At 63.2% G+C, this 12,835-nt stretch carries 13 protein-coding genes; 11 read left to right on the forward strand and 2 right to left on the reverse strand.

Going from position 1 to position 12,835, the window contains the following annotated elements:
* Positions 1–264 precede the first annotated feature (264 nt).
* A complete protein-coding gene (locus tag AA309_RS02690) occupies positions 265–750 on the reverse strand; it encodes an Lrp/AsnC family transcriptional regulator (protein WP_047187454.1) in 486 nt (161 codons plus the stop codon).
* A 117-nt stretch (positions 751–867) separates the two neighbouring features.
* Between AA309_RS02690 and AA309_RS02695 the strand changes: the two genes are divergently transcribed.
* From AA309_RS02695 to AA309_RS02710, 4 genes are read left to right on the forward strand one after another with little or no spacing between them, the layout of a single operon-like run.
* Positions 868–2,076, forward strand: coding sequence for a diaminopropionate ammonia-lyase (locus tag AA309_RS02695; protein ID WP_047187455.1), 1,209 nt, complete (start codon positions 868–870; stop codon positions 2,074–2,076).
* On the forward strand, positions 2,073–3,308 hold the full coding sequence (locus AA309_RS02700; protein WP_047187456.1) for a Zn-dependent hydrolase: 1,236 nt from the start codon (positions 2,073–2,075) through the stop codon (positions 3,306–3,308). The genes AA309_RS02695 and AA309_RS02700 overlap by 4 nt, the downstream gene beginning before the upstream one ends.
* Before the next feature lie 10 nt (positions 3,309–3,318).
* Positions 3,319–4,479: a M20 aminoacylase family protein gene (locus AA309_RS02705; RefSeq protein WP_047187457.1), complete on the forward strand. Its 1,161-nt coding sequence runs from the start codon at positions 3,319–3,321 to the stop codon at positions 4,477–4,479.
* Between the two features lie 35 nt (positions 4,480–4,514).
* Positions 4,515–4,781, forward strand: a complete 267-nt coding sequence (locus AA309_RS02710; RefSeq protein ID WP_047187458.1) for a hypothetical protein — start codon at positions 4,515–4,517, stop codon at positions 4,779–4,781.
* On the opposite strand, the gene AA309_RS02715 is transcribed toward AA309_RS02710, so the two are convergent.
* Positions 4,750–5,652, reverse strand: a complete 903-nt coding sequence (locus AA309_RS02715) for a LysR substrate-binding domain-containing protein (RefSeq protein ID WP_047187459.1) — start codon at positions 5,650–5,652, stop codon at positions 4,750–4,752. The genes AA309_RS02710 and AA309_RS02715 overlap by 32 nt on opposite strands.
* Positions 5,653–5,767: 115 nt before the next feature.
* Between AA309_RS02715 and AA309_RS02720 the strand changes: the two genes are divergently transcribed.
* From AA309_RS02720 to AA309_RS02750, 7 genes are all read left to right on the forward strand, one after another.
* Complete coding sequence (locus tag AA309_RS02720) at positions 5,768–6,517, forward strand: SDR family NAD(P)-dependent oxidoreductase (RefSeq protein ID WP_047187460.1); 750 nt, start codon at positions 5,768–5,770, stop codon at positions 6,515–6,517.
* A 53-nt stretch (positions 6,518–6,570) separates the two neighbouring features.
* Positions 6,571–7,446 (forward strand): transketolase, encoded by an 876-nt coding sequence (locus AA309_RS02725; RefSeq protein ID WP_047187461.1) that lies wholly within the window; start codon positions 6,571–6,573, stop codon positions 7,444–7,446.
* Positions 7,443–8,495: a transketolase family protein gene (locus AA309_RS02730; protein WP_047187462.1), complete on the forward strand. Its 1,053-nt coding sequence runs from the start codon at positions 7,443–7,445 to the stop codon at positions 8,493–8,495. The genes AA309_RS02725 and AA309_RS02730 overlap by 4 nt, the downstream gene beginning before the upstream one ends.
* Before the next feature lie 119 nt (positions 8,496–8,614).
* Positions 8,615–9,613, forward strand: coding sequence for a TRAP transporter substrate-binding protein (locus AA309_RS02735; protein ID WP_047187463.1), 999 nt, complete (start codon positions 8,615–8,617; stop codon positions 9,611–9,613).
* 4 nt (positions 9,614–9,617) lie between these two features.
* Positions 9,618–10,199 carry a TRAP transporter small permease gene (locus tag AA309_RS02740; RefSeq protein ID WP_052954443.1) on the forward strand — a complete coding sequence of 194 codons (582 nt, stop codon included), beginning with the start codon at positions 9,618–9,620 and terminating at the stop codon, positions 10,197–10,199.
* Positions 10,196–11,455: a TRAP transporter large permease gene (locus AA309_RS02745; protein ID WP_047187464.1), complete on the forward strand. Its 1,260-nt coding sequence runs from the start codon at positions 10,196–10,198 to the stop codon at positions 11,453–11,455. Before AA309_RS02740 ends, AA309_RS02745 begins: the two co-directional genes overlap by 4 nt.
* Before the next feature lie 98 nt (positions 11,456–11,553).
* Entirely contained in the window at positions 11,554–12,432 is an 879-nt protein-coding gene (locus AA309_RS02750; RefSeq protein WP_047187465.1) for an NAD(P)-dependent oxidoreductase, read from the forward strand.
* The last annotated feature ends 403 nt before the right edge of the window (positions 12,433–12,835 follow it).

Raw genomic sequence — 12,835 nt, forward strand, 5'->3', positions numbered from 1 at the left:
TCTTGAGGCGCACCTGATCAAAGGCTCTGATGCAGTAATTGGGAGCAGACACCACACCTCGGGCGAATTGGCCACTTCAGACGGTAAGATCGCCACCGAGATCGTGCATAAGGTTGACGTCAGGTTCGGGTCGCACTCTGAAGCTCCCCTTTCTTTCAAGAGCGTCTGCGTTTTCCGTCCTAAAGGAGACATTCGGTCTCCTCCCGCTTTGTGCCAAGAGCCGTCCTTCCCTGCCGCTCGGATCTCGGCAATGGGCACGTGACGCTATCCCGGCAGAGGAACCACCAATCCGACCTTGACGCGGTCCATCGCCACGAAGGTGCGAAACCTCTTCACGTTGTTGTTCCCGAAGAACAGACGACGCGTCAGCGCCTCGTAGGCGCCCATTGTCGGCACCACGATAACCAGAACGAAGTCAGCCTCGCCGGTGACGTAGTAGCACTGCTGCACCTCCGGAACCGAGGCGAACTCCCGCTTGGCGGCATCAATCAACTCCGCCGTCTCGCTGATCACTTCGACCTCGACGAAGATGGTGATGGGCTGCCCGACCTGGGCAGGATCGATGACCGCGACATTGGCCTGGATGACCCCGGCCTCCTCCATCCGACGGATGCGCCGTTGCACGGCCGGGGCTGACAGATTGACGGTCTCGCCGATCACCCGCTGCGGGGTCGAGTTGTCCCTCTGGAGGATGTTCAGGATCGCGAGATCAAAGCTGTCGAGGGGGATCGAGGACGAAGACTTGGACACCGCAGGCCCCACTTACACGAAAAATTCTTGCATTTTGCAGGCCTAAATAGAGCGCCTTTCTCATGTCATGTGCAATATCTTCTCGCCGTCCCAGCCAAGAGAGCCAAGAGAACGGTGATGTTTCTTCTCAACCAGCACCCCTATTACCGTAAGCCTCTTGATCCCGTTGATGCCGAGACGTTGGGCATGAAGGCTGCCGAGGAGGTCGAGCGATACCTGACCTATCGCGACAATCACGCCCCGACGCCTCTGCACACCCTTCCCACCCTGGCCGCCGAACTCGGCGCGGGCACCATCCATGTCAAGGATGAGGGCTTCCGGCTGGGGCTCGGCAGCTTCAAGGCCCTGGGCGGTTCCTATGCGGTCATCCGGATCGTGCTGGAGGAAGCCAGCCGCCGCCTCGGACGGCAGATCGACGTCGCCGAACTGCACTCGCCTGAGGTTCGTTCCATTGCCGCCGGGATGACGGTCGCCTGTGCCACGGATGGTAATCACGGGCGCTCGGTGGCTCAGGGCGCGCAACTGGTCGGCGCCAAGTCTGCCATCTTCGTTCACTCCGGCGTCAGCGACGAGCGGGTGGCGGCCATCGCCCGCTTCGGCGCGCAGATGATCCGGGTCGAGGGTACATATGACGACTCGGTAGCCGAGGCCGTACGTGTCGCGTCCGAGAAGGGCTGGACCGTTGTCTCCGACACCTCCTGGCCGGGCTACGAGCGCGTTCCGGAATTGGTCATGCAGGGCTACACCGCCTTGGTGAGCGAAGCCCTGCGCCAACTTCCCGAAGTTCCGACCCATGTGTTCGTGCAGGCGGGTGTCGGCGGCGTCGCGGCCGCCGTTGCTGGCCATCTCGCCCTCGTGCTCGGGGACAAACGGCCGATCTTCGTCGTGGTCGAGCCGGCGCGGGCGGCCTGCCTCTTTGAGACAGCGCAGGCGGGGCATCCGGTCAAAATCGAGCACGGCGCGCCGACGGTCATGGCGATGCTCGAATGCTACGAACCCTCGCTGGTTGCCTGGCGGGTGCTGTCGCGCGTCGCCGATGCCTTCATGATCGTCGACGAGGAGGATGCGGTCGCGGTGATGAACCGTCTCGCCCGCCCCGCCGGGAATGATCCGGCCATCGTGGCTGGCGAGAGCGGCGGCGCGGGCCTTGCCGGCCTCGTTCGCGCGGCGGCCTCCCCAGACATCAAGGCAGCACTCCACCTCACTGGTGCGTCCCGTGTCTTCGTCATCAACACGGAAGGTGCCACCGATCCGGAGCGCTACGCCGAGTTGGTCGGAATGCGACCTGACGCTGTCGCAACCAGCATCGAAGGGGCAGACGCATGACCACACTTTTCATCAATGCAGAGCGCCTGCTCGGCCGTCTCCGGGAACTCGGGCAGATCGGCCGCGATGGAGACGGTAGGCTGGTCCGGCTCGCCGGCTCCGATGCTGACAAGGCCGGACGCGACGCCTTCGTCTCATGGATTCGCGCGGCAGGTTTGGACATTGCCGTCGACCGGATCGGCAACATCTTCGGGATCTGGAAGGATCGCGCGAATGTGGACGAGGCACCCGTCCTGCTCGGCTCGCATATCGATAGCGTCATCAATGCCGGCATCTATGACGGCTGCTATGGCGTGCTCTCGGGATTGGAGGCGATCGAGACCCTGAAGGCGGCTGGATACGCTCCTGCACGGCCCATCGCGGTCGCTGCCTTCACCAACGAGGAGGGTGTACGTTACGCCCCCGACATGATGGGCTCGCTCGTCTACGCTGGGGGACTTCCGGTCAAAGAGGCACTGGCGACGGTCGGCACCGATGGCACGGTGCTCGGGGCGGAGCTGGAGCGGATCGGCTATGCCGGCTTCGAGGAGCCGGGCTTCCTTAAGCCGCACGCCTATGTCGAGCTGCACATTGAACAGGGACCCATACTCGAACGCGAAGGTGTGCCTATCGGCGCGGTGGAGAACCTTCAAGGAATCTCCTGGCAGCGTGTCACCATCGATGGCGATGCCAACCATGCCGGCACGACGCCGATGTCGATGCGCCGGGATGCCGGTCACGCCGCGGCTCGCATCGTCACCTTCCTGCGCGACCGCGCCCGGAACTCGAATGCGCCTACCGTTGCGACAGTGGGCTGCATGAACTTCGAGCCGAACGCGATCAACGTCATCCCCTCCCGTGCCGCCCTTACGGTCGACCTGCGCGATCCCGACGAACAGCGACTCCAGGCGGAGGAAGCGGCTCTTGCCGCGTACCTGAGGGAACTGGCGGCCGCCGAGGAGGTCACAATCTCGGTTGAGCGGTTGGCGCGGTTCGAGCCGGTGGCCTTCGACCGGAGGATCGTGGAACTGGTGGAGGATGCCGCCCGGAAGCGCGGGCTGGCCTCGAAGCGGATGACCTCGGGCGCGGGCCATGACGCCCAGATGATCGCCCGGATCGCGCCGTCGGCGATGATCTTCGTGCCCAGCATCGGCGGCATCAGCCACAATCCACGCGAACACACGCCGGATGCCGACCTCGTCGCGGGCGCCAACATCCTGCTCGACGTCGCCGCCCGCCTCGCAGCCCAATGAGGAGAAACCCATGGCGATGGATCTGGACGCCCTCGAACGGGAAATGACCGCTTGGCGGCGCGATCTGCACGCCCATCCGGAGTTCGGCTTCGAGGAGAAGCGCACGAGCGCCTTCGTCGCCGCCAAACTGCGGGAGTTCGGCCTCGACGATGTGGCCGAGGGAGTGGGTGGTACTGGTGTCGTCGGCACGCTCAAACGCGGCAGCGGCAATCGGGCCATCGCGCTCCGGGCCGACATGGATGCCCTGCGCATCACCGAACAGGGCACGCAGGACTACCGCTCGCAGAAGCCCGGCACGATGCACGCCTGCGGTCACGACGGCCACACCGCCATGCTGCTCGGAGCCGCAAAGCTCCTGGCCGAGGAAGGTGGCTTCGACGGCACCGTACGCTTTGTCTTCCAGCCTGCCGAGGAATGGGGCAAGGGCGCGCTCGCCATGTTGGCCGATGGACTGATGGAGCGGTTTCCGTTCGAGGAGATCTACGGCCTGCACAACATGCCAGGCATTCCGGTCGGGCACTTCCGGACGCGCGTGGGACCGATCATGTCGGCGGAGGACAACTTTGAGATCGTCCTGAAGGGTGTCGGCGGGCATGCCGCTCGCCCGCACTGGGGCAACGAGGTGCTGGTCGCAGCCTGTGCCACCGTCATGAATCTCCAGACCATCGTCTCGCGTCGCCTAAGCCCGACCGACATCGGCGTCGTGTCGGTGACGGAGCTGATCACCGACGGCACCCGCAACGCGCTGCCCGGTCTGGCCCGCATCCTTGGCGATGCCCGCAGCTTCCAACCCGAGATCAGCGCCGAGATCGAGAAGCAGATGCGCATCATCGCCGAGGGAACAGCCCTGACGTACAACGTCGCCGCCGAGGTGACCTACACGCGCGAGTTCGTGCCGCTCCTGAACGATGCCGCCCTGGTGGACGAGGCCTTCGCGGCCGCTCGGACCGTGTTTGAGACAGACCACATCTCGACCGCCCGCGAACCGATGACGGGCTCGGAGGACTTCGCCCGCTTCCTGGAACACGTGCCCGGCTGCTTTGCCTTTGTCGGCAACGGCAAGAATTCCGCGCCCCTGCACAATCCAGCCTATGACTTCAACGATGAAGGCCTGCTCTACGGCACGCGCTTCCACGCCGCCATTGCACGGCAACGCCTGCACCCTGTGTGACGGGAGGAAGCGACGCGAAGGTCAATGATGAAATCATGGGTATTCGCGGCTCTGCAATCGTCGAGCGTTTCAAGGCGAAGGGTGTCGATCTGGAGGGCTTTACCCTATACGCCTATGCGGCCATGCAGGTGATCGCCCAGGGGGCAGGCCGCAGGCAAGGCCGATCCGAAGCTCGTTGCGGACAAGATCCATTCTGGGATGACGTTCGACACGGTGGCCAAGCCGCTGAGGTCCTGAAGCACAGCCCTGACGCTGCCGAAAAGCGTCAGCTTAGATCCCGCCGAGAGGAAGCTGAGCCTTGACTCCGAGTTCGGCGAGAAGCCACTCGGCAAATGCCCTCAACGGACGACGCTGCCGAACGTAGCGGGGAAAAACCAGGTTATGCCCGACATAGCGGACCGGGGTTGATTTCAGGTCCAACGGCATGACCAAGCGGCCCGATGCGAGTTCCCTCTCTGCCAGACGCGTGGACTCCAGGGTGACGCCAAGCCCTTCTGCGGCGGCCGCAATGGCGAGGAAGCTGCGGTCAAACCGGCTCCCATTCGGAGGAGGCGCGACCAGGCCATTCGCACCGAACCAATCTGCCCATTGGATCTGCTTGCTGTCCGTCTGGATCAGCACGTGGTTGAACAGATCCGATGGGGTGGTGATCGTCTCCGCCAGATCAGGCGCACACATCGGCGCGATCGTTTCCTCCCCGAGGGGCACGACGATCAGCCCCTCCACGCGCGGCAGGCCATAGACGATATCCGCATCGAACTCATCGGAAGCGAACCGTGTGTAATCGATGCCAGCTGCGAGGCGGAGTTCCACGCCTGGATGGTGTTTCAGGAAATCGGCCAACCTCGGTGTCAGCCACTGGGCTGCGAAGCTTGGTGCACAGTGCAACCGCAGGAGTTTGGGTCCGCGGGTCGAGATGACCTCCATGCCGCGCCGTAACTCATCGAACGCCCGGCTGACGTGGCGCATCAGTGCCTCTCCCTCGTAGCTCAGGCGGACATTGCGGGTGTCTCGCTCGAAGAGGGGTATTCCGAGAGCCTGCTCCAGCTTCCGGATCGCGTGGCTGACTGCACTGGGCGTCAGGTTAAGCTCCACGGAGGCCGCCCGGAAGGACCCTGTCCGGCCAGCCGCCTCAAAGATCCGGAGAAAGGAGAGTGGCACCTGCTGAAGCATCGGATTAGTGAATCAGATTCAACAGAGGGTGTAAACATCGCGTTTGTCCGACGATGCACATCGGCAAATAATTCCTCCGACAAATTAAAAACTATAAACCACCCTGGAGGAAATAATGCTTCTTGAAGGCAAGACCGCTGTCATTTCCGGCGCGGCCAGCCCACGTGGAATCGGGCTTGCGACTGCCCGTCTCTTCGCGGCGCACGGCGCCAAGGTCGCTATCCTCGATCTCGATGAACAAGGCGCGAAGGAAGCCGCCGCGTCCCTGGGTCCGGACCATGCCGGCATCGGGTGCAACGTCACCGACCTCGACGCCTGCAGGCGCGCCGCGGATGCAGCCATCACGGCCTTCGGCCATGTCGACATCCTTCTCAACAATGCCGGCGTCACGCAGCCCGTGAAGACGATGGAGATCGACGAAGCGAGCTGGCATCGCATCGTCGACGTCAACCTCACCGGCGCCCTCTATCTGAGCCAAGCCTTCATTCCCCACATGCGTTCCCGCCGTAGAGGCTCGATCGCCTGCATGTCCTCGGTTTCGGCCCAGCGCGGCGGCGGGATCTTCGGCGGACCGCACTACTCCGCCGCGAAAGCCGGGGTTCTCGGGCTCGCAAAAGCCATGGCGCGCGAACTCGGCCCGGACGGCATCCGCGTCAACTGCGTCACGCCTGGCCTGATCCAGACAGACATCACGGGCGGCAAGCTCACTGACGAGATGCGCCAAGACATCTTGAAAGGCATCCCGCTCAACCGTCTCGGCAATGCGGAGGATGTGGCGGGCGCCTACCTATTCCTTGCCTCGGATCTGTCCGCTTACATCACCGGCGCCGTGATCGACGTGAACGGCGGGATGCTGATCCATTGATGGGCGCAATGGGCGCTAGTCCGCTCGCGCCCTCCGACAATCTGGAGAGATCGATGAATACCAGCACCAGCGAACCTGTGCCGCGGGCTTCCCAATCTGCCCTGTCCAATGTCTCCCTGGTGGACCGCGCCTATCGCATCCGCCGCAATGCACTCCGAATGGGCGAGGTGCAGGGCCAGGGCTACATTGCCCAAGCGCTCGGCGTCGCGGACGTCCTGGCGGTGGCCTATTTCCATGCCATGCGCTATCGTCCCGAGGAACCGGAGTGGGAGGAACGCGATCGTTTCCTTCTTTCGATCGGCCACTACGCCATCGCTCTTTACGCGGCACTGATCGAAGCCGGGATTGTCCCCGAAGACGAGCTGGAGAGCTACGGAACCGACGACAGCCGCCTGCCGATGTCGGGCATGGCAGCCTACACGCCGGGCATGGAGATCACCGGCGGATCGCTCGGCCATGGCTTAGCGCTCGCCGTCGGATTCTGTCTCGGGCTGAAGCGCAAGAAATCAAGCTCGTTCGTCTATTGCCTGTTCTCCGATGGAGAGCTCGGTGAGGGCTCCATCTGGGAGGGTGCCTGGTCTGCCAGCCACTGGAAACTCGACAACCTGATCGGCATCGTCGACGTCAACAACCAGCAGGCGGATGGGCCGGCCTCTCAGGTCACCGGCTTCGAGCCGCTCGAAGCACGGTTCGAGTCGTTCGGCTGGCATGTCCAGCGCGTCAACGGCAACGACATTGATGCCTTGGTCGCCGCGTTCGACACAGCCCGCAACCTCGCTGAACCGAAGCCGCGCATCATCATCTGCGACACCAAGATGGCCAAGGGCGTTCCGTTCCTCGAACAGCGTGAGCGCAACCACTTCCTGCGGGTCGAGCCGCATGAATGGCAGAAGGCCCTCGAACTGCTTGACGCCGGGAGGACATCATGAGGCGCTCGAAATACACGCGGCCAGCTTGGCTCGGGGAGCAGGGAGAAGGAGGACAAGGGACGGCGGACAAGCCGCGGCTGACAACCTCGGCGATGATCGCTTCGCTCGCCGGCCCGGACCAGCGCACCAAACCCGCTCCCTTCGGCCACGCCCTCGCTGCTTTGGCCGAGAGCCGGCCGGAAATCGTAGGGCTGACGGCGGACCTCGCGAAGTACACGGACCTGCACATCTTCGCGAAGGCCCATCCTGACCGATTCTACCAGATGGGTATGGCGGAACAGCTCCTGATCAGCGCCGCCGCCGGAATGGCACGGGAAGGTTTCATGCCATTCGCCACGACATACGCCGTGTTTGCGGCACGAAGAGCCTACGACTTCATCTGCATGGCGATCGCCGAGGAATACCTCAACGTGAAGATCGTGTGCGCCCTGCCCGGCCTGACGACCGGTTACGGGCCGAGCCACCAGGCCACCGAGGATATCGCGATCTTCCGGGGCCTGCCGAACATCACCATCATCGACCCGTGCGATGCCCATGAGATCGAGCAGGCCGTTCCGGCCATCGCGGCGCATGATGGTCCCGTCTATATGCGCCTGCTCCGGGGCAACGTACCCCTCGTTCTCGACGAGTACGATTACAAGTTCGAGGTCGGAAAGGCGAAGATGCTGCGGGACGGCAATGATGTCCTGATCATCTCGTCCGGCCTGATGACGATGCGGGCGCTCGAGGCGGCAGAAACACTCTCCAACGACAATGTCGATGTCGGCGTGCTGCACGTGCCCACCATCAAGCCACTCGATGAGGCGACGATCCTGAAGGAAGCATCACGTACCGGCCGGATGGTGGTCGTAGCGGAAAACCATACGATCGTCGGCGGCTTGGGAGAGGCCGTTGCCGGCCTCCTGATGCGCTCGGGCGTGTTCCCGCCCGCATTCCGCCAGATCGCGCTGCCCGACGAGTTCCTGGATGCTGGCGCTCTGCCGACTCTTCATGATCGGTACGGCCTCTCGGTAAGCGCCGTCACGGGCAGCATCAAGGGTTGGCTTTAAAACGACTTGCCTCGGAGCGGCCAACGCTCCGAGGTCTAGGCATGGCTCATCGGCCACAGCCGGACACCACAACGATCGAAAAGCCCGGTCAGCGGGCAAGATCCAGAAGGAGAACGCACATGAAGAACTCGATTTCACGCCGTAGCCTCATCATCGGCGCCTTCGCGGCCCCGGCCGTCCTGACGCTGCCCCGCGGCGCAAGCGCCGCGACCAACCTTACCCTGGGTCACAACGCAGCTCCGGGCAATCCACGGAGCATCGCGACCGAACGTTTCGGCGAGATGGTCAAGGAACGGTCCGGCGGACGCATCGGCGTTCGCGTCGCAGGCTCCGAGCAGCTCGGCAACGAACAATCGCTGCTCACCAGCCTGCGGACCGGCGCAGTCGACATGACGGTCAACAGCCAGGGCTCCACGTCGGCACTCGTGCCGGAACTCGCAGCCCTCGGCCTGCCCTTTCTGTTCGAGGACAGTGCCGCCGCGTTCAAGGTGCTGGAAGGCCCGATTGGCGAAGAACTCGCACAACGTTTCTCCAAGGTCCAGATGGTGCCGCTCGGCTGGTGGGACAACGGTATCCGCCACATCACCAACGGCAAGCGGCCTGTCGTGAAGCCGGCGGATCTGAAAGGCCTTAAGATCCGCACCCCACCGGATCCGATGACGATCGACATCTTCCGGGCGCTTGGAGCCGGGACCGAGCAGATCAGCTTCGGTGAACTCTACATCGCGCTTCAGCAGGGTGTGGTGGACGGTCAGGAGAACCCACTCACCAACATCGCAAGTTCGAAGCTCTTCGAAGTGAACAAGTTCATCAGCCTGTCGGGCCACAAGTGGGAGAGTTCGCCCTTCCTCATGTCGCAGATCACCTGGACCCGGCTGCCAGCCGCAGACAGGGAAATCATCAGGACCGCGGCGAAGGAGGCGGGCGACCTGCAACGCAAGCTGTTTGCGGAGAACGAGGCCAAGTACAACAGCGAGTTCCGTGCCAATCCGAAGCTCGCGGTCAACGAAGTCGACAAGACTGCCTTCCGCGAGGCCTCCGCCACCGTCATCGATACGTGGCGCGCGAAGCCATTCGGCGAGTTTGTCGACCAGCTCGTCAAGACAGCCCGAGGCTGACGTCATGACTCGCGTTGCCCCCCTGCCTCACCACGACGCACAAGACCTGGCCACGGGGGGCGGCGCGCTTGCCGTGGCCAACATCATCGACCGCTCGGTCGGCTTTGTATGCCGAGCGATGATACTGCTGACGGGGATCGCGCTGCTTGGGATTCTCACGGCGAACGTCATTGCCCGCTATGTGCTGGAGAGCGGCGGCTTCCGTTTCGCACAAGAGCTACCCGAACGTCTCTTTCCCTGGTTCATCATGGCGGGTGTCGCACTTGCGGTTCAGAAGGGCGGCCACATGGCCGTCGAATCCGTTCTCTCCCGTCTGAGCCGGAATGGCGCACGCGCAATGCTCCTTGTCGGACATGCCATCATCATCGCCTCCTATGCCATCCTGGGATGGGAGGCGATTGGGGTCGCGGACATCGTGTCGATCGAGACGAGTCCCGTGCTCGGATTGTCCAGCAGCTACAGCTATTACGCACTCGCTCTCGGCTGCGTCGCCGTCATCCTGACGACATTCGCCCTTGCGCTGCGGGTCGCCATGGTTGGCCCTGAAGCTATGCCGGCCCCTGATCCAGAGGAGACGGGCATATGAGCATCGTTCTCGTTATCGCCTTCACGGTCCTCATGCTCCTGGCCATCCCGGTCGGCCATGCGCTGGTTATTGCGGCCGGCGCGACATTGGCGTGGCAGGGTGAGCTGCCGCTGATGATCATCGCACAGCAGATGTACCAGCAGACGCAGTCCTTTCCGATGCTGGCCCTGCCCTTCTTCATGATGGCAGGGAGCCTGATGCTCGGAGGCAAGCTGGGGCAGGAACTCCTGAGCTTCGCCACCAAGGCGATGCAGCGCTGGCGCGGGGGCCCTCTCTCGACCACCGTTGTAGCCTCAGTCGTCTTCGGCGGCGTCTCGGGGAGTGCGGTCGCCAATGCCAGCGCGCTCGGATCGGTGCTCATCCCGTGGCAGAAGCGGCAAGGCTATCCGGCCGGGCTGTGCGCCGCCAACAACGCCACATCGGCGGTCATCGATATCCTGATCCCGCCCTCGATCCCCCTGATCCTCTACTCCCTCGTGAGCGGCGTCAGCATCGCCGATCTGTTCACAGCGGGCATTCTCCCCGGCATTCTCATGGCGGGCGGTTTCATCCTGACATGCAGCCTCATTGCACGGTGGCGAGGCATCCATTCGGAAGACCCCGCTGTTGGGAGGATGGAGCTCCTGAAATTGGCGGTGTTGAGCGGCCCTGCCCTGCTGATGCCGATCCTGATCCTGCTCGGCCTGCGTTTCGGCATTGCCACACCAACCGAAATTTCGGTTCTGGCGGTCGTCTATGCGCTTGCCCTGAGCGCCTTCTTCTATCGCGACCTGACATGGAAACGCTTCCATCACAGCCTGATCGAGTCCGGCGTTGCCACGGGCGTCGTCATGCTCGTGATCATGGGCAGCGCGATCGTCGGCTGGATCCTGACCTTCGATCAGGTGCCGACCCGCTTCGCCGAATGGGTCTCGACCACGATCAGCAACCCGCTCCTGGTGATCCTGGTGATGAACATCCTGCTGCTCGTCATAGGCATGCCGCTGGACCTTCCACCCGCTATCCTGCTGCTTGGGCCGATCTTCGTCCCGCTTGCCGCGACGATCGGCCTGGATCCGGTGCAGCTCGGGATCATCATGGTGCTGAACCTAGGTATCGGTCTTTATACACCCCCGATCGGGACCACCCTCTTCATCTCCTCGTCGATCGCCAGGTCATCGCTGGCCGACACGACCCGCGAGCTTTGGCCATTCTTCGGCGTGGCCATGCTGGTCCTCCTAGCGGTAAGCTATATTCCAGGGCTCACGATTTACTGAGCCGTGAGACGCCCTGCTTGAACTCGAGCGGGGCGCCTCATCCGCATCGGCCTGTCGAGCCGGTACTGAGTCGATCATCATCGGGGAGGAATACGAAAATGACCCGCGTCGCCTTCGTCGGCCTTGGCGCCATGGGACTACCGATGGCCACGAACCTCCTGGGGAAGGGTTTTGCCGTCACTGGATACGATCTGAGTTTGAAGGCTCTGGATGCCCTGGAAAGTGCCGGAGGACGTCGGGCAGGATCCGCCGCCGAAGCCGCAGCCGAGGCGGATGTCCTGGTCCTGATGGTGGTGAATGCTGCCCAGGCCGAAGCCGTGCTGTTCGCGGGTGGTGCGCTCAAGGCTCTCCGCCCTGACGGCGTGGTCGCGTTGATGGCAACCTGCCCTCCTGCGGCGGTGGAAGCTATCGAGGAGCGCGTGCGTGAAACTGGCCGACGGCTGATCGACGCCCCTGTATCGGGAGGGGTAGCTGGCGCGAAGGCCGCGACGCTCACGATCATGGCCGCAGGACCCCGGGACACCTTCGATGCGGCAAAACCTGTCTTCGATGCGCTTGGCGACAAGGTGTTTCATGTTGGCGAGCGCCCGGGGCAAGGCGCTATGGTCAAGACCGTCAACCAGCTCCTCTGCGGCGTGCATATCGCCGTGGTCGCGGAAGCTTTTGCGCTGGCCACCAAGGTCGGCGTCGATCTCAAGATCCTGCTCGAGATCATGAGTGGATCAGCGGCTTCGAGCTGGATGCTGAGGGATCGCGGACCGCGCATGCTTGAGGCAGAGCCCGAGGTGACGAGCGCAGTCGACATCTTCGTCAAGGATCTCGGGATCGTCCTTGATGCGGGGCGGGATACGAAGGCGGCGCTTCCTTTGGCTGCGGCGGCCCACCAGATGTTCCTTGCTGCTTCCGGACGCGGAGACGGAACGGCGGATGACAGCCAGGTGATCCGCTCTTACTTTGCCTTGAACGGAAGCAAATGACCTGACCCTAGTGCTCTCTCTTGGAGAAGTGCTCTCTCTTGGAGAAGCCCCGTTGCTTCAAACCTGTGTTGTGACGCTCCTCTCACGACGACTCGTCTGAGGGTTTTCTGTGGGTCACACCAGGAAATTCCCTGCCCTTCACGAACGTCCGGTGTTCGCGCCTTAAGCGGACACGCGGTCTCCTTCCGGTCTGTGCCGGAAGCAGATATTCCGGCGCCAAGACATGGAGCCAAGACATGGAACCGTCATTTCCATCGGCTCGTCTGATGAATGCGTCGCGTGGATGTCGGCTCAAACCAGGATTGGTCTCACCCGATCGAAACTGCCGCGGCCGGGACAGAGACGCTTGGCAAGAGCCCGGAGGCCAGGGCGCTTCGAGGTACAACGATTGTCGGCCCGGGCT

Origin of the sequence: Microvirga vignae (assembly GCF_001017175.1) — a bacterium.
GTDB classification, from domain to species: domain Bacteria; phylum Pseudomonadota; class Alphaproteobacteria; order Rhizobiales; family Beijerinckiaceae; genus Microvirga; species Microvirga vignae.